The sequence below is a fragment of the Photobacterium leiognathi genome, assembly GCF_030685535.1.
GTDB classification, from domain to species: domain Bacteria; phylum Pseudomonadota; class Gammaproteobacteria; order Enterobacterales; family Vibrionaceae; genus Photobacterium; species Photobacterium leiognathi.
In genome coordinates, this window is the sequence record NZ_CP131601.1 from 244,831 (window position 1) to 260,920 (window position 16,090).

Annotated in this window: 18 protein-coding genes; 15 read left to right on the forward strand and 3 right to left on the reverse strand. The window is 43.7% G+C overall.

Annotation, left to right across the window (positions count from 1 at the left end):
- Positions 1 to 164: 164 nt before the first annotated feature.
- Entirely contained in the window at positions 165 to 764 is a 600-nt protein-coding gene (locus tag Q7674_RS07980) for a LysE family translocator (protein WP_107229625.1), read from the forward strand.
- 87 nt (positions 765 to 851) lie between these two features.
- On the opposite strand, the gene Q7674_RS07985 is transcribed toward Q7674_RS07980, so the two are convergent.
- The gene (locus Q7674_RS07985; protein ID WP_305423495.1) at positions 852 to 2,774 is read right to left on the reverse strand and encodes an ABC transporter ATP-binding protein; all 1,923 of its coding nucleotides are present in this window, start codon (positions 2,772 to 2,774) and stop codon (positions 852 to 854) included.
- Positions 2,775 to 3,004: 230 nt separating this feature from the next.
- Between Q7674_RS07985 and kefG the strand changes: the two genes are divergently transcribed.
- From kefG to slyD, 4 genes are all read left to right on the forward strand, one after another.
- Complete coding sequence (kefG, locus tag Q7674_RS07990) at positions 3,005 to 3,592, forward strand: glutathione-regulated potassium-efflux system ancillary protein KefG (RefSeq protein ID WP_023933756.1); 588 nt, start codon at positions 3,005 to 3,007, stop codon at positions 3,590 to 3,592.
- Positions 3,582 to 5,387 (forward strand): glutathione-regulated potassium-efflux system protein KefB, encoded by a 1,806-nt coding sequence (kefB, locus tag Q7674_RS07995; protein WP_045063258.1) that lies wholly within the window; start codon positions 3,582 to 3,584, stop codon positions 5,385 to 5,387. Before kefG ends, kefB begins: the two co-directional genes overlap by 11 nt.
- 39 nt (positions 5,388 to 5,426) lie before the next feature.
- Positions 5,427 to 5,636: a YheV family putative zinc ribbon protein gene (locus Q7674_RS08000; RefSeq protein ID WP_008988096.1), complete on the forward strand. Its 210-nt coding sequence runs from the start codon at positions 5,427 to 5,429 to the stop codon at positions 5,634 to 5,636.
- Positions 5,637 to 5,719: 83 nt separating this feature from the next.
- Positions 5,720 to 6,283 carry a peptidylprolyl isomerase gene (gene slyD / locus Q7674_RS08005; RefSeq protein WP_045063256.1) on the forward strand — a complete coding sequence of 188 codons (564 nt, stop codon included), beginning with the start codon at positions 5,720 to 5,722 and terminating at the stop codon, positions 6,281 to 6,283.
- Positions 6,284 to 6,349: 66 nt separating this feature from the next.
- Here slyD and Q7674_RS08010 read toward each other — a convergent pair whose 3' ends face one another.
- Positions 6,350 to 6,571, reverse strand: a complete 222-nt coding sequence (locus Q7674_RS08010) for a SlyX family protein (protein WP_008988094.1) — start codon at positions 6,569 to 6,571, stop codon at positions 6,350 to 6,352.
- Positions 6,572 to 6,591: 20 nt separating this feature from the next.
- Complete coding sequence (locus tag Q7674_RS08015) at positions 6,592 to 7,557, reverse strand: WD40 repeat domain-containing protein (protein ID WP_305423498.1); 966 nt, start codon at positions 7,555 to 7,557, stop codon at positions 6,592 to 6,594.
- 191 nt (positions 7,558 to 7,748) lie between these two features.
- On the opposite strand from Q7674_RS08015, the gene fkpA reads away from it, so the two are divergent.
- The 10 genes from fkpA to rpsJ all read left to right on the forward strand — a co-directional run bounded on the left by fkpA (position 7,749) and on the right by rpsJ (position 16,084).
- Positions 7,749 to 8,606 carry an FKBP-type peptidyl-prolyl cis-trans isomerase gene (gene fkpA / locus Q7674_RS08020; protein ID WP_045063252.1) on the forward strand — a complete coding sequence of 286 codons (858 nt, stop codon included), beginning with the start codon at positions 7,749 to 7,751 and terminating at the stop codon, positions 8,604 to 8,606.
- A 184-nt stretch (positions 8,607 to 8,790) separates the two neighbouring features.
- The gene (locus tag Q7674_RS08025) at positions 8,791 to 9,513 is read left to right on the forward strand and encodes a helix-turn-helix transcriptional regulator (protein WP_008988091.1); all 723 of its coding nucleotides are present in this window, start codon (positions 8,791 to 8,793) and stop codon (positions 9,511 to 9,513) included.
- On the forward strand, positions 9,510 to 9,902 hold the full coding sequence (gene tusD, locus Q7674_RS08030; RefSeq protein ID WP_305423500.1) for a sulfurtransferase complex subunit TusD: 393 nt from the start codon (positions 9,510 to 9,512) through the stop codon (positions 9,900 to 9,902). The genes Q7674_RS08025 and tusD overlap by 4 nt, the downstream gene beginning before the upstream one ends.
- Before the next feature lie 10 nt (positions 9,903 to 9,912).
- On the forward strand, positions 9,913 to 10,269 hold the full coding sequence (gene tusC / locus Q7674_RS08035) for a sulfurtransferase complex subunit TusC (RefSeq protein WP_045063364.1): 357 nt from the start codon (positions 9,913 to 9,915) through the stop codon (positions 10,267 to 10,269).
- Between the two features lie 7 nt (positions 10,270 to 10,276).
- Positions 10,277 to 10,570, forward strand: a complete 294-nt coding sequence (gene tusB, locus Q7674_RS08040) for a sulfurtransferase complex subunit TusB (RefSeq protein WP_008988088.1) — start codon at positions 10,277 to 10,279, stop codon at positions 10,568 to 10,570.
- A gap of 178 nt (positions 10,571 to 10,748) precedes the next feature.
- Positions 10,749 to 11,123 carry a 30S ribosomal protein S12 gene (gene rpsL, locus Q7674_RS08045; protein ID WP_004399892.1) on the forward strand — a complete coding sequence of 125 codons (375 nt, stop codon included), beginning with the start codon at positions 10,749 to 10,751 and terminating at the stop codon, positions 11,121 to 11,123.
- A 95-nt stretch (positions 11,124 to 11,218) separates the two neighbouring features.
- Complete coding sequence (gene rpsG, locus Q7674_RS08050; protein WP_008988087.1) at positions 11,219 to 11,689, forward strand: 30S ribosomal protein S7; 471 nt, start codon at positions 11,219 to 11,221, stop codon at positions 11,687 to 11,689.
- A gap of 95 nt (positions 11,690 to 11,784) precedes the next feature.
- A complete protein-coding gene (fusA, locus tag Q7674_RS08055) occupies positions 11,785 to 13,890 on the forward strand; it encodes an elongation factor G (protein WP_045063251.1) in 2,106 nt (701 codons plus the stop codon).
- Positions 13,891 to 13,990: 100 nt separating this feature from the next.
- The gene (gene tuf, locus Q7674_RS08060) at positions 13,991 to 15,175 is read left to right on the forward strand and encodes an elongation factor Tu (RefSeq protein WP_107184525.1); all 1,185 of its coding nucleotides are present in this window, start codon (positions 13,991 to 13,993) and stop codon (positions 15,173 to 15,175) included.
- A 597-nt stretch (positions 15,176 to 15,772) separates the two neighbouring features.
- Positions 15,773 to 16,084 carry a 30S ribosomal protein S10 gene (gene rpsJ / locus Q7674_RS08065; protein ID WP_002541412.1) on the forward strand — a complete coding sequence of 104 codons (312 nt, stop codon included), beginning with the start codon at positions 15,773 to 15,775 and terminating at the stop codon, positions 16,082 to 16,084.
- The last annotated feature ends 6 nt before the right edge of the window (positions 16,085 to 16,090 follow it).

The following is a 16,090-nucleotide window of genomic DNA, read 5'->3' on the forward strand; positions in this document are numbered from 1 at the left end:
TTTGATCTTAATAACTTCCCTTGTTAGGTTAAATTGTGCGCACAATTTAACCGTATTTCCAGAAGATTTTCATCGTTGTCGCTAAATTCAAATAATTGTATCGATACAATTTGGTGTGAGAGGGAGCTGGAGAATGTATAACTCTTATTGATAAAGGATACAGCGTGGAAGGAACAACTATTCTCTCTTTGATTTTATTTGCCGCACTGATGACTGGAACACCGGGGCCAAACAATATGATGGTCACGGCATCTGGGGCTAATTTTGGTTATTGGCGTAGCGTGCCTCATATTACGGGGATCAGTGTAGGTATGGCGAGTATGATCAGTTTACTGGCCGCTGGGCTAGGGATCATTTTCGAACGTTATCCCATTGTTCACGATGTATTGAAAGTTGTTGGGTGTGCGTATTTGTTGTTTTTAGCGTGGAAAATCGCAACCTCTGGCGGCATGAGTAAAACAAAGCAACAAGTGAACGCTCAACCTATGAGTATATTCTCGGCGGCATTGTTTCAATACGTTAACCCTAAAGCATGGATGATGTCTGCAACGGCAGTAAGCACCTTCGCTGTTGGCGGAGAACATTATTGGTTATCGATAACAATGATTGTGACGGTATTTTTCGTGGTGGGGTTTGCTTGTGTATCACTATGGACAGCAACTGGGGTGGTGATACGATGTTGGTTAACATCAGAGAGACGAACGATAAGGTTTAATCAGGTGATGGGGGGATTAACCGCCGCTTGCGTCACTATGATTTGGTAGTGATGCTGATTTTAGCTTTTGTATTAATCGGCTAGAAATAAAAAACGCCAACACATAGATCGTTGGCGTTGATTATTTTGGTGAGATTTACTCGGCGTTAAATTTGCCTTCCATCTCTTCCAACTGCTCTTGTAGCTCCATCCAAGCCACTTCTACTTCTTCAAGATCGGACTTAGCATCGCCTTGCAGTGTGAGTTGCTCGTTCATACGTGCTTTGTTTTCTGCTTCGTAAATGCTGCTATCACTTAATGCTGCTTCTGCATCGGCAATAATGCTGTTGAGCTTATCCATTTGCTTTTCAAGCTTAGTGATCTCTTTACGAATAGGAGCCGTGAGCTTACGGAACTCTGCTTCTAAACGTTTTTGCTCTTTACGAGAGGCAGCGCTGTTGTCTTTGTTGGTTTCAGGCTTAGCTGCTTGTTGATCACGGCGCTCATTACGCTGCTGCTCCGTTAGCCACTTATGGTAGTCATTTAAATCACCATCAAATGGCACCACTTGGCGATCGTGGACCAGATATAAATCATCAGTGGTTGCACGCAGTAGGTAACGGTCGTGGCTAACGATAACCATTGCCCCTTCATAAGATTGCAGCGCAAGGGTTAATGCTTGGCGCATATCTAAATCAAGGTGGTTAGTTGGCTCATCGAGTAGCAAGAGGTTAGGGCGTTGCCACACAATCAGGGCTAACACTAAACGGGCTTTTTCACCGCCAGAGAACGGACCGACTTTCTCTAGTGCTTTATCACCGTTAAAGCCAAAGCTACCTAAGTAATCTCGCAGTTGTTGCTCTGTTGCTTGTGGCGCAATACGTGCCATGTGTTGTACTGGAGTATCATCAAGGTAGAGTGTTTCTAATTGGTGCTGGGCAAAGTAACCAATCTTCACCCCTTGCGAGTACGCCATATCGCCTGCTTTTGCTGGCAATTCACCAACTAGCATTTTGATCAGGGTCGATTTACCTGCACCGTTTCGACCGAGTAAACCAATACGGCTACCTGGTACGAGGTTTAGACGAATTTTCTCTAAGATCAGTAAATCGTCATAACCTGCCGCCACTTGATCCATCATTAAAATAGGATTGGGCAGGGCGCTTGGCTCACGAAATTCAAAGCTAAATGGGTTATCAAACTGTGCTGGTAGCACTTTTTCCATACGCTCAAGGGCTTTAATACGGCTTTGTGCTTGGCGCGCTTTACTGGCTTTGTAACGGAAACGCTCAATGTATGACTGCATGTGCGCCATTTGCTTTTGTTGTTTCTGGAACATTGCTTGTTGCAAGATCAGTTTTTCTGAACGCTGCACTTCAAACGATGAGTAGTTACCTGTGTAACTATGCATGGTTTGGTTTTCGATATGGATAATACGATTAACCACAGGATCGAGGAAGTCACGGTCATGGGAGATCAGCACGAGTGTGCCACGGTAGCTTTGGAGCCATTTTTCTAGCCACATTACCGCATCTAAATCTAAGTGGTTGGTTGGCTCATCGAGTAGCAATAGATCAGAGCGACATAATAGGGCTTGCGCCAAGTTTAAGCGCATACGCCAACCACCCGAAAACTGGGTGAGGTTCCAATGCATTTGATGTTGTGAGAAGCCTAAACCGTCAAGTAATTCTGCAGCACGGGCATTAATGCTGTAACCGCCGATAGCATCGAGCTTGCCGTGAAGTTCTGCCACTAATGTACCGTTGTCTGCCGCTTCTGCTGCTTGTAGCTGGCGTTCAAGCTCACGGTATTCACGATCGCCATCAATCACATATTCAATGGCAGCACGCTCAAGCGCTGGGGTTTCCTGAGCCACCCATGCCATCTCCCAGTTGCTTGGGAATTGGCAGTTACCTGCATCTAAGCTGAGTTCATTTTTCAGTAAAGCGAATAGGGTGGATTTACCACAACCATTTTTACCGACAAGACCGACTTTGTCGCCAGGGTGAATCGTTGAAGTGGCGTTTTCGAGTAAAACCTTACCGCCACGAAGAAGTTGCATATCTGAAAAGACAATCATCAATATTGCCGGGGTCGTGCCCGCTCCACAAAATAAACTGGACTTATGAGCGGAAGTCTAACTCAAACCGTACAGACTGGCTAACTTCTCTCACGCCGATGAATGGAAGTAATTGAAGAATAAATGCTAACTAAAAGATCATGTTTGTTAACAATTAGGTATGATGGAATAATATCGAGAGAAGTATTACTTGTTGAACATGATGAATGTTAACTATGTCAAAGGATGTTATGACACGACAAAACTTACCTTCAGTTCTGATTATTTTTGCTCATCCAGATCCTGATGAGTCCATTGCTAATCGCACCATGTTGCAAGACATTGAGCTATTAGGGAACGTGACTGTGCATGATTTATATGCCACGTACCCAGATTTCTTTATTGATGTTGTTGCTGAGCATGAATTGATCGCCAGCCATGATGTGATTGTTTTCCAGCACCCAATTTATATGTATTCCTGCCCGTCACTATTAAAAGAGTGGTTTGATCGCGTTCTAAGTAAAGGCTTTGCTCATGGTGATGGTAATGAAACCGCTGGCAAATATTGGCGGACCGTTGTCACCACAGGTGGTGGCGCAGAGGCTTATAGCCCTGATGGTTATAACCGTTATGGCATTGATACGATATTAAAGCCATTTGAGATATGTGCTGATCTCTGCCAAATGCATTGGTTGCCACCTTTAGTTTTACACTGGGCAAGAAAAGTTTCAGCAGAAGAGCTAAAACAACATGCTCGTGCGTATCAATCATGGTTAGCGAATCCTTTTTTTATTGAACCTCGATTAGATCGAAAGAAAGGAGGACATCATGACCAATGACTTTTTAGTGCTGAGTGTGGTCTTTCTTTCTGCAGCCATCATTGCTGTGCCGTTAGCGCAAAAACTCGGATTAGGCTCTGTTTTGGGGTATTTGATCGCAGGGATCATTATTGGTCCTTGGGGGCTAGCTTTAATTTCCGACGTTGATGCTATTTTGCATTTCTCCGAATTTGGTGTGGTGCTATTACTGTTTTTAATTGGTTTAGAGCTAAACCCCAAAAAGTTATGGCAGATGCGAAAGCCGATTCTCGGTTTAGGTGGCAGCCAAGTGTTGATCACCAGCATTGTGATTGCAGGTATTGTCATGAGCTTTGCTGGATTATTGCCGACGATCACATGGCGAGATGCTGCTGTTATCGGTATGGGGTTAGCGTTATCTTCTACTGCGATTGCATTACGAGTAATCGAAGAGCAACAATTATCGGGTAGTGAAACTGGTCAATCAGGCTTTGCAGTGTTGCTATTTCAAGATATCGCTGTGATCCCAATGTTGGCGTTATTGCCAGCGCTCGCTGGTGGTGAAGGTGGCAGTTGGAATGATGCAGTATGGATGCTAGGTGGCATAGCATTGCTATTAGTCGGCGGGCATTTCTTACTGCGCCCACTATTTCGCTATGTGGTAATGAGTGGGGTACGTGAATTATTTAATGTTGCCGCTCTTTTGCTGGTGTTAGGTATTGCACTGATCATGCAAGCGTTCGGGCTCTCAATGGCATTAGGGGCATTCTTAGCCGGGGTGTTATTGGCTGAGAGTGAATACCGCCACGAACTAGAAATAGCGATTGAGCCATTTAAAGGTCTATTACTGGGCTTGTTCTTTATTTCAGTTGGGATGGCCGTAAATCTTGGCTTGCTGTGGCAATATCCGTTACAGATCTTGGCTGCTGTATTAGCGTTAGTGGCAGTCAAAGGAGGCGTGTTATACCTACTGGCTCGTATTTTTGGTGTACGCGAAAAATCGCGTAGTCAAATGGCAGCGATATTAAGCCAGGGTGGTGAATTTGCGTTTGTATTGTTTACCGCCGCACGAACAGAAGGGCTATTAGATGGTCAACTGCTTGCTTTCTTGCTGGTGGTGGTGAGCCTTTCAATGATGACAACACCATTGGTGTTAACGCTACAAAACCGTTGGTATGTTCGTGGTTTCCAAGCTGATGTCGAGCCAGAGCCTGAAACTGATGTGGTCGATCGTTCTCCTCAGGTCATTATCACTGGGTTCGGTCGTTTTGGTCAGGTGATCGGGCGATTACTGTTCTCTAATAAAATTAAAGTGACGATTCTAGAACGTGACCCAAGCCAAATTCAGTTTCTACGTAAGTTTGGTTATAAAGTTTTTTATGGCGATGCGACACAACTTGATCTGTTACGCTCGGCAGGCGCAGATAAAGCAGAAGCTATTATTATATGTACCGATGCACCAATAGAAGTGATGGAAGTGGTCGCGCTGTGTCAGCAGCATTTCCCACACTTAAAAATCTTAGCAAGAGCGAGAAGCCGAGTAGAAGCACACCTGCTGCTTAGTCAAGGCGTTGAGTGTTTTTCCCGTGAAACTTTCGCTGGCGCTCTTGATTTAGGCCGACAAGCCCTCATATCACTGGGTATGCATCCGTATAAAGCGAAACGTGCTGAAGCGCACTTTCGCAAAATAGATACACAAGCATTACGCGATTTATTGCCGCAGCATAGCGAAGAAGTCAACTTAGCTTCACAGCAAAAAGAAGCGCGTAAAGAGTTAGAAGAAATCTTCGACCGAGAAATGCGTGGCGAACAAGAACGTCACCATGGTTGGGATTAACATCGCTTGATGCTTGTGTCTGATCAAGGATAGAACTGGATGATAAAAAAACGATTTATAGCGGGTGCTAAGTGCCCGAGTTGCCAAGCTATCGATACTTTACGCTGGTGGCAGCAAGATGATGTTGAACATGTTGAGTGCGTTGCGTGTGATCATAGTGATACCCGAGCACCACAATCTGTAAACGAAAGTGAACAACTTTCTTCAACAACCAAACAACAAGTGATAGGTGTTTTTAAACCTGACTAAATGCGATATTGGCATCATAGCCATATTATCCTGTATGATGTCGCTCAAAACTTATCACCCCAAGCTCAAATTTTGGAGTAAACATGAAAGTCGCTAAAGACACAGTAGTAAGCCTAGCTTACCAAGTGAAAACTGAAGATGGTGTAGTTGTAGATCAATCAACAGTTGAAGCTCCACTTGATTACCTTCACGGTCATAACAACCTAATTCCTGGCCTTGAAAAAGCGCTTGAAGGCCATGTAGTTGGCGACAAGTTCGAAGTTACTGTTGCTCCTGCTGAAGCTTACGGTGAGCACATGGAAGAAATGGTTCAACGTGTTCCTGCAAACGTATTCCAAGGCGTTGACGAGATCACTGTTGGTATGCGTTTCTTAGCAGATACTGACCAAGGTCCAATCCCTGTAGAAGTAACAGAAGTTGATGGTGATTTCGTTGTTGTTGACGGTAACCACATGCTTGCTGGTCAAACACTAGGTTTTGACGTGGAAGTTGTTGCTGTACGTGCTGCAACTGAAGAAGAAATCGCTCACGGTCACCTACACCAAGGTGGTGGCTGTTGTGGCGGCGAAGGCGGTTGTGGCGATCACGACCACGGTGACGAAGGTTGCTGCGGTGGTGAAGAGAAGGGCGGTTGCTGTTCTCACTAATATCGCTTAACGATACAAGAAAAAAGGAAGCTAAGGCTTCCTTTTTTTGTTTTCGATATACGCTGATCAGTAATGTGGCGGTGGCGTTTCTTCGGATTCTGTTGCCATATTGGATGTTTGCATCCCTTTGACTTTACCCACTAAAAATCGCAATTGAACTTCCATTTTATCAATCATGAACTGCTGTTTAGTGAGCGCTTCATTAAGATCATCAATAGTTTGCTCTTGGAACGCTTGTTTCATCTCAAGCTCATCAATACGGTGTTGTAATTGTTCAATCTCAGTCATGGTCGTTTTCAATTGGTTGATCAGGCTTGGGCAAATCCGGAAGAAGAGCCAGATATCACCTCACCTGTTGGGCTAATAGCCACATCATACACTACCGCAGTAGCAGGTCGAGCATCTTGCAGGCGTTCTGCTTTCCAACTACCAAGGTTTTTTCCGGTTTGCGTTTGCCATAGCTCAACTCTACGCGCTGGGGTACCCGTTGCCACCATTTCGCCATTATCAGAAAAACGTGCACTTGAAAGGTTCTGCTGACGCAAGTTGATGTCTAATTCTGAAACTTTTTTGCCGTTGGTTAAATCCCAGATAAAAACTTCATTCGTCCCGTCTGCGGTTAGGGCAAATTTGCCATCACGCTGTAAGGCAACACGAGTAATTCGGCTTTGATGAGGAAAGTGGTACAAGATTTGCCCTGAACGTGTATCCCATAAATAAGCATTATGATCGTTACCACCTGAAAGTGCATAGTGACCATTTGGGGATAACGCAACGCTGTTTACTTTCTCGTGGTGGGCGAGAAACTCAAGTCTGCGTCCTGTGCTAATATTAATAAACAAGGCCTTACCATTACTTAGCGCTAATAAAACGTCGTCGCCATTATTAGCAATAGCGACGTCTCTAATGGTACTGTCAGAAATAGACCACAACCCTTGCGCTTGTGACCAACCGAGATCCCAAGTCGCAAAGTTCTGTGCTGTTGCCGTAATGGCAAAGCGTTTATTGTCTGATATTTGGCTAGTTATCACAGTATTGTGATGTTGATCTTGAGAACCGAAATCCGCTAACTTTTTGTTTTGCTGTAAGTCCCATAGCACGATACCTTGTTCGATTGCGCTAACAAGTGCAAACCGACCATCGCGGCTAAGGCTAAAACTGGTGCTGCCTTGTGGGGCTAGCTGCCAACGCTGAGTTTCAGAACCGGAAGTGAAGCAACCGCTTAGGGTCAAAATAGATAAAAATAAACTAAATGAAAAAATAGTTTTATACATTAAGCTGCGGTTCCGCTTGCATAGGGTAACTAGTAGAGTAAATTAGTCCGATTAAATAACTGAACTGACAAATCTTTTACAGTTACTTAATCAGATGCTAGTAGTATATTGATATAACTTTATTTTCATACTCATACTAAAAAGTACAGTTAAAAAATGAGGCATTGCCTCAATGACTGATGGAGAAATACATGAAACCTGTTCTAAAGATGTCTGTATTGGCAGCAACAATTTTTCTAGCTGTTGGTTGTCAGGATGATAATAAAGCAGACACTAACAAGCCTGCAGAACCTGCGAAAGTAGAGCAGGTTGCTGCTAAAGCTCCAGCTGCTGAAGATGCAAAAGTTGAATTCAAAACTGAAGATCAAAAAGCAGCATACGCAATCGGTGCGTCACTTGCTCAATACCTATCCGCTAACCTTGATCAACAGAAAGAGCTTGGCCTAGAACTAAACCGTCAAGACGTACTTCAAGGTGTTGAAGATGTATTTGCTGGTAAGAGCCGTCTTACACCAGAGCAAACTCAGCAAGCACTTCAAGATCTAGATCAACGTGTAGCGAAGATCGTTGAAGAGAAAGCAAAAGAAGAAGCTGCTAAAAACGTGAAAGCGGGTGAAGAATTCCGCGAGAAATTTGCTAAAGAGTCAGGCGTGGTAACCACGAAGACTGGCCTAATGTACAAGATTGAGAAAGAAGGTACAGGTCCTAAGCCAACAGCAACCGACACAGTTGAAGTACACTATAAAGGTATGCTAACTGACGGTACTGTATTTGATAGCTCTTACCAACGTAACCAACCAGCAACCTTCCCACTAAACCAAGTGATCCCTGGTTGGACTGAAGGTGTTCAACTAATGCCTGTTGGTTCTAAGTTTGAATTTGTTATTCCGCCACAACTTGCTTACGGCGCGCAAGCAAACCCAAGCATTCCAGCTAACTCAACACTAGTATTTGAAGTTGAGCTACTAGGTATTAAAGGTGACAAAACTGCAAAACCTGCAGCGGCACCTGCTGAAAAACCAGCAGCTACTGAGACAAAAACGCAATAATTGAGCAATTTTTGCCAATAAATACGTTGAGAAATATCAAGACCCGACCTATGTCGGGTCTTTTCTTTTTAATTATCTGATAAACTTACTAGCAATATTTTAAATTTTATTGATTCTATTTAATACTTAGGCTAGATGCATAAATCGTATAAATAGTATTGATTGCAGCATGGAAGATTGAATAGTGGTTTCAACTGATAACTTTGGTTCAGAGGTGATGGTCGACAGTGATATCGTCGATAGCCGAATCTTCTCTGAGCATGATTATATTATTCTTCGCTCTTATGAAGCTGTCGTAGATGGCTTAGCAGCACTGATTGGTCCTTTCTGTGAAATCGTGTTGCATTCATTAGCAGATCTCAACACCTCAGCGATAAAAATCGCTAACGGTGAAAATACAGGGCGTAAAGTCGGCTCACCTATCACTGATTTAGCATTGCGCATGTTACGTGATATTGAAGGATCAGAACGCAATTTTTCTCGCGCTTATTTTACTCGAGCTAAAGGCGGCGATTTAATGAAATCCATCACTATTGCGATCCGTAATGGTGATAACAACATTATTGGCCTGCTATGTATCAACGTAAATTTAGATGCGCCATTTTCACAGATCCTACAATCCTTTATGCCAACGGATGAAGCAAAACAAGCAGCATCAAGTGTTAACTTTGCCAGTGATGTTGATGAGCTTGTCGATCAAACTGTTGAGCGTACTATCGAAGAAATTAACGCCGATAAGAACGTATCGAACAACGCTAAAAACCGTCAAATTGTGATGGAGTTGTTTGATAAAGGCATCTTCGATATTAAAGATGCCATCAATCGCGTAGCTGATCGCCTAAATATTTCTAAGCACACCGTTTACTTATATATCCGTCAGCGTAAAACAGAGGACGGAGAGAAGTGAGTCTAACCTACGCTATCGTGGTAAATGGGCCTGTTTATGGTAGCCAAACATCGCGTTCTGCATACCAATTTGCACAAGCACTGATAGAAGAAGGGCACAAACTGCAACGTGTTTTCTTCTATCAAGATGGCGTGTTAAATGGATCTGCACTAACAGCGCCTGCATCAGATGAATTTGACTTAGTTGCGGCATGGCAGCAACTGGGTAGAACACATCAAGTTGAATTACAAACTTGTGTTGCAGCAGCACTTCGTCGTGGCATTGTGGGTGAGCAAGAAGCAGAGCAAAATCAATTGGGTTCAGCAAACCTTGCTGATGGCTTTGAGCAAGCCAGCCTTGGTGGATTAGCAGAAGTGATGTTAACCGCTGATCGTGTTATTCAATTTTAGTGGTAATGGTATGAATTCACTTGGTTTTGTTTTTAGAACGTCACCGCATGGTAGCAACAGTGGGCGAGAAGGGCTCGATGCCGTGTTGGCAAGCTCGGCTTATACTGAAGAATTAGAGCTGTATTTTATTGATGACGGTATTTTTCAGTTACTTAAACAGCAACAACCACAAGCGATCTTAAGCCGTGATTATATTGCGACTTTTAAAATGCTAGAGCTTTACGACATTGAAAATATATATGTTAGTGCTGAATCGCTTGAAGCGCGTGGTTTAACCGCTGGTGATTTACTTATTGATGTTATCGCATTAGAAAAACAAGCACTTGTAGAAAAAATGCATCAATGTCGTCAACTTCTTAGTTTTTGAGGTCATCATGCTTCATACCGTTACTCGCTCACCATTTCAAAGTCATTCTTTAACGCAATGTCTCGCATATGTATCTGCGGGAGATGAAATATTGCTGTTAGAAGATGCTGTTGTCGCAGGATTGGTAAAAAATAAAGATTTAGCGGCAATAAAAAACACCGGAATAAAAATTTATTTATTAGAAGCTGATGTCATTGCGCGTGGCTTACAAGATAAGTGTGATAAAGATCTTAATCTTATTGATTATAAAGGCTTTGTTGCACTAACCGTTAAGCATGATAAGCATATGAAATGGGCTTAATTGACTAAGACATTCACCCTAAAAGCGGAAAAAAAACGATTGTTTAAGAAATGATCACTTGATTGATCGTTGGTTAGATCTTGACACCTTTGGGTGCGATGCCTAAAATTTCGCGTCCTCCTGTTGTTGGGAGGCAGATTTTTCACCATTTACGTAAGTAATAATCAGGAGCTATTTAATGGCAACTATTAACCAGTTGGTACGTAAGCCACGTGCTAAGCAAGTTGTAAAAAGCAACGTGCCTGCACTAGAAGCGTGCCCACAGAAACGTGGTGTATGTACTCGCGTATATACTACTACTCCTAAGAAACCAAACTCAGCACTACGTAAAGTATGTCGTGTTCGTTTAACTAACGGTTTCGAAGTAACTTCATACATCGGCGGTGAAGGCCACAACCTTCAAGAGCACTCTGTTGTTCTTATCCGTGGTGGTCGTGTTAAAGACCTTCCAGGTGTACGTTACCACACAGTTCGCGGCGCACTAGACTGTGCTGGCGTAAATGACCGTAAACAAGGTCGTTCTAAGTACGGTGTGAAGCGTCCTAAGTCTTAATGGATTCCGTTAAGTAAGGCCAAACACTAAAATTATTTAATTTTGAAGAAACTGAAAAGTTTTGGATAACCTGAAGAAGACAACGGAGAATTCCCATGCCACGTCGTCGCGTAATCGGTCAGCGTAAGATCCTTCCAGATCCTAAATTCAAATCAGAATTGCTGGCAAAATTCGTTAACATCCTAATGGTTGACGGTAAGAAATCTACTGCAGAAAAAATCGTTTACTCTGCACTAGACACTATGGCTGAGCGTTCTGGTGAAGAACACCTAGCTGTATTCGAAAAAGCTCTTGAAAATGTACGTCCAGCGGTAGAAGTTAAGTCTCGCCGTGTGGGTGGTTCAACTTACCAGGTGCCTGTAGAAGTACGTCCAGTACGTCGTAACGCACTAGCTATGCGTTGGTTGGTTGAAGCTGCGCGTAAGCGTGGTGAAAAATCTATGGCTCAGCGTCTTGCAGGCGAAATGCTAGATGCAGCTGACAACAAAGGTTCTGCTGTTAAGAAACGTGAAGACGTTCACCGTATGGCAGACGCGAACAAAGCGTTCGCACATTACCGTTGGTAATCATACCTACTCGGTAATTAAAAATTGGGCACAGCAGGTTTACCTGCTGTGCCTAAACCATACTCTAAGGTTCACCTTAGTAAGAGGATACAACCGTGGCTCGCAAAACGCCTATCGAGCGCTACCGTAACATCGGTATCTGTGCTCACGTTGACGCCGGTAAAACAACTACTACCGAGCGTATCCTGTTTTACACAGGCATATCTCATAAGATTGGTGAAGTACACGACGGCGCTGCTACTATGGACTGGATGGAGCAGGAGCAAGAACGTGGCATCACGATCACCTCTGCTGCAACTACCACTTTTTGGCGTGGTATGGATAGCCAGTTCGACGAGCACCGAATCAATATCATCGATACCCCTGGACACGTAGACTTCACCATTGAAGTAGAACGTTCTCTTCGCGTACTTGATGGTGCTGTTGTTGTGTTCTGTGGTTCTTCAGGTGTAGAGCCTCAGTCAGAGACTGTATGGCGTCAAGCTGATAGATACGAAGTTCCACGTATGGTTTTCGTTAACAAGATGGACCGTACTGGTGCCGATTTCCTACGTGTTATCGAGCAAATCAAAAACCGTCTTGGCGCAAACCCAGTGCCTATTCAATTGAATATTGGTGCTGAAGATGAATTTGAAGGTGTAATTGACCTGATCAAAATGAAGGCCATTAACTGGTCAGATGCTGATCAAGGTACTAGTTTTACCTATGAAGACATTCCTGCTGATTTGTTAGAAGAAGCAGAAGAGTGGCGCATGAACTTAGTTGAGTCAGCTGCAGAAGCAAATGACGAACTAATGGATAAATACCTTGAAGAAGGTGAGCTGTCTGAAGAAGAAATTAAGGCAGGTCTTCGTCAACGTACCCTAAACAACGAAATCGTAGTTGCTACCTGTGGTTCTGCATTTAAGAACAAAGGTGTACAAGCAGTACTGGATGCCGTTGTTGATTTCCTTCCTTCACCAACAGAAGTAAAAGCAATTACTGGTGAAGATGAAAACGGAAACCCTGTTGAGCGTCATTCTGACGATAAAGAACCATTTGCTGCACTTGCGTTCAAAATTGCAACAGACCCGTTTGTAGGTACGTTAACTTTCATGCGTGTTTACTCTGGTGTCGTAAATTCAGGTGATACTGTTTACAACACCATCAAAGAAAAACGCGAGCGTTTAGGTCGTATTGTTCAAATGCATGCGAATAAACGTGAAGAGATCAAAGAAGTGCGTGCTGGCGATATCGCTGCAGCCATTGGTCTTAAATTTGCGACAACAGGTGATACCCTGTGTGATCAGAATCATAAAGTGATCCTTGAACGCATGGATTTCCCTGAGCCAGTTATTCAGATCGTTGTTGAACCACGTTCAACGGCAGATCAGGACAAGATGGCGATTGCGCTAGAAAAACTAGCGGCAGAAGACCCATCTTTCCGTGTCGAAATTGATGATGAATCAGGCCAGACGTTAATCTCTGGTATGGGTGAACTTCACCTTGATATCATCGTTGATCGTATGAAGCGTGAATTTAGCGTTGACTGTAACGTGGGTAACCCACAAGTTGCTTACCGTGAAAGTATTCGTGGTACAACAGAAGTTGAAGGCAAATTCATTCGTCAAGCTGGTGAAACTGGCGGTCGTAACCAATATGGTCACGTATGGTTACGTTTAGAGCCAACCGAGCCAGGCGAAGGCTTTGTATTTGTAGATGAAATCGTGAACGGTAGCGTGCCAAAAGAATTTATTACGGCGGCTGCTACAGGTATCGAAGAACAAATGAAGAGTGGCGTGCTTGCAGGCTACCCAATGGTTGATGTTAAAGCGACCTTGTTCGACGGTTCGTTCCACGACGTGGATTCTAACGAGATCGCATTTAAAATCGCAGGTTCAATGGCATTAAGACAAGGTGCGCTTCAAGCTAACCCTGTTCTTCTTGAGCCTATGATGAAAGTTGAAGTTACTACTCCTGAAGACTGGATGGGTGATGTGGTTGGCGACCTTAACCGTCGTCGCGGCATGATCGAAGGTATGGACGAAGGTAGCGCGGGTGTGAAGATCATTCGTGCACAAGTTCCACTATCAGCCATGTTCGGGTATGCAACAGATTTACGCTCAGCAACACAAGGCCGCGCGTCTTATTCTATGGAATTTAGCGAATACGCTGAAATGCCAAAGAATGCTACTGACAAAATTATTGCAGAACGTACTTAATTTCATTATTGCGTCAATGGCTATTGGCGCATAAAATACAAACTTCAGAGCCGTCCCCGACCTAGTAGGGGACGTATCTTAACTAGGAAGGAACACGATTGTGTCTAAAGAAAAATTTGAACGCGTAAAACCGCACGTAAACGTTGGTACTATCGGCCACGTTGACCACGGTAAAACTACTCTAACTGCTGCTATCTGTACTACACTTGCTAAAGTGTACGGTGGTGCTGCTCGTGACTTCGCATCTATCGACAACGCTCCAGAAGAGCGTGAGCGCGGTATCACAATCTCTACTTCTCACGTAGAGTACGATACTCCAACTCGTCACTACGCACACGTTGACTGTCCTGGACACGCCGATTACGTTAAAAACATGATCACTGGTGCTGCTCAAATGGACGGTGGTATCCTAGTTGTTGCTGCAACTGACGGTCCAATGCCACAAACTCGTGAGCACATCCTACTTGGTCGCCAGGTTGGTATTCCTTACATCATCGTGTTCATGAACAAGTGTGACATGGTTGATGACGAAGAACTACTAGAGCTAGTAGAAATGGAAGTTCGTGAACTTCTATCTGAGTACGAATTCCCAGGTGATGACTGTCCAGTAATCCAAGGTTCTGCACTTGGCGCTCTAAACGGCGAAGAGCAGTGGGAAGCGAAGATCGTTGAACTAGCTGAAGCTCTAGATTCTTACATCCCAGAGCCAGAGCGTGCGATCGATCGTCCGTTCATCCTTCCAATCGAAGACGTATTCTCAATCCAAGGCCGTGGTACAGTTGTAACTGGTCGTGTTGAGCAAGGTATCATCACTGTAGGTGACGAAGTAGAAATCGTAGGTATCAAAGAAACTACTAAGACTACTTGTACTGGTGTTGAGATGTTCCGTAAGCTTCTTGACGAAGGCCGTGCTGGTGAGAACGTTGGTGTTCTTCTACGTGGTACTAAGCGTGACGAAGTTGAGCGTGGTCAAGTTCTAGCTAAGCCTGGTTCAATCACTCCACACACAACTTTCACTTCAGAAATCTACGTTCTGTCTAAAGATGAAGGTGGTCGTCACACTCCATTCTTCAAAGGTTACCGTCCACAGTTCTACTTCCGTACAACTGACGTAACTGGTACTATCGAGCTACCAGAAGGCGTAGAAATGGTAATGCCTGGTGATAACATCTCTATGACTGTTACTCTAATCGCACCTATCGCGATGGACGAAGGTCTACGTTTTGCTATCCGTGAAGGTGGCCGTACAGTTGGTGCTGGTGTTGTTGCAACTATCCTTGCATAATAACACTTAGTACTTACGTACAGAGAAAGGGAGCTTCGGCTCCCTTTTTCGTATCTGTACATACTAAGCATTAATACACTCTTACCTTAATATCTTCTTTTCTCTGAATTACACATCCCTTTATTTTCACGTTAATCATAAAGTCTCGCTGCCAATTCTCCTGCAAACTTCCTCATGAGGTTCGAGCATAAATATTATTTTGGTCCTTCCTAATTAGAGTTTTTTCAGCCTACTTAATGTAAATAACGTTAAAAACGTACTCTAATTATTTGAAATAAAAAGGAAGTACAATTATTTTTGACTAAGGATTAAACAAGACTTGTATTCAATAATGTGATCTGTATAATGCTCGCCACTGCCCGAGAGTTTGTCTCGTAAGTGCAGTTGTGAACCAATAAGCATTGAGGAGAAATGTATTTTAGGCTTGGCCGGATATATTTCATAATGAATACTCTGACTTATGTTCGCAGTCATTAAATTGACTGACAATGCATCCGATAGGGATGCTACGTTCACATAAATCAATCGACATTCCCTCGTCCTTACGAGCGTGAGTGGCGATATTGTTTGTGTAATTTTTATTTGGAGCTCTGTCTAATGCAGAACCAACGTATTCGTATCCGCCTAAAGGCGTTCGATCACCGTCTGATCGATCAGTCAACTGCGGAAATCGTTGAAACAGCTAAGCGTACTGGCGCACAGGTTAAGGGTCCAATCCCTCTACCAACTCGCAAAGAGCGTTTCACTGTTCTTATTTCTCCACACGTTAATAAGGACGCACGTGACCAGTACGAAATCCGTACTCACAAGCGCCTTATCGACATCGTTGAGCCTACAGACAAAACTGTTGATGCTCTTATGCGTCTAGATCTAGCTGCTGGCGTTGACGTACAGATCAGCCTAGGTTAAGGGAGA

Bases quoted from the DNA above. Each gene is read 5' to 3' on its own strand.
- rpsL (WP_004399892.1), top strand. From the start codon at position 10,749: ATGGCAACTATTAACCAGTTGGTACGTAAGCCACGTGCTAAGCAAGTT.
- kefG (WP_023933756.1), top strand. From the start codon at position 3,005: ATGACACGACAAAACTTACCTTCAGTTCTGATTATTTTTGCTCATCCA.
- Q7674_RS07985 (WP_305423495.1), bottom strand. From the start codon at position 2,774: ATGATTGTCTTTTCAGATATGCAACTTCTTCGTGGCGGTAAGGTTTTA.
- Q7674_RS08015 (WP_305423498.1), bottom strand. From the start codon at position 7,557: ATGTATAAAACTATTTTTTCATTTAGTTTATTTTTATCTATTTTGACC.
- tusC (WP_045063364.1), top strand. From the start codon at position 9,913: ATGAATTCACTTGGTTTTGTTTTTAGAACGTCACCGCATGGTAGCAAC.
- kefB (WP_045063258.1), top strand. From the start codon at position 3,582: ATGACCAATGACTTTTTAGTGCTGAGTGTGGTCTTTCTTTCTGCAGCC.
- rpsG (WP_008988087.1), top strand. From the start codon at position 11,219: ATGCCACGTCGTCGCGTAATCGGTCAGCGTAAGATCCTTCCAGATCCT.
- tusB (WP_008988088.1), top strand. From the start codon at position 10,277: ATGCTTCATACCGTTACTCGCTCACCATTTCAAAGTCATTCTTTAACG.
- fkpA (WP_045063252.1), top strand. From the start codon at position 7,749: ATGAAACCTGTTCTAAAGATGTCTGTATTGGCAGCAACAATTTTTCTA.
- slyD (WP_045063256.1), top strand. From the start codon at position 5,720: ATGAAAGTCGCTAAAGACACAGTAGTAAGCCTAGCTTACCAAGTGAAA.
- Q7674_RS08010 (WP_008988094.1), bottom strand. From the start codon at position 6,571: ATGACTGAGATTGAACAATTACAACACCGTATTGATGAGCTTGAGATG.
- Q7674_RS08000 (WP_008988096.1), top strand. From the start codon at position 5,427: ATGATAAAAAAACGATTTATAGCGGGTGCTAAGTGCCCGAGTTGCCAA.
- rpsJ (WP_002541412.1), top strand. From the start codon at position 15,773: ATGCAGAACCAACGTATTCGTATCCGCCTAAAGGCGTTCGATCACCGT.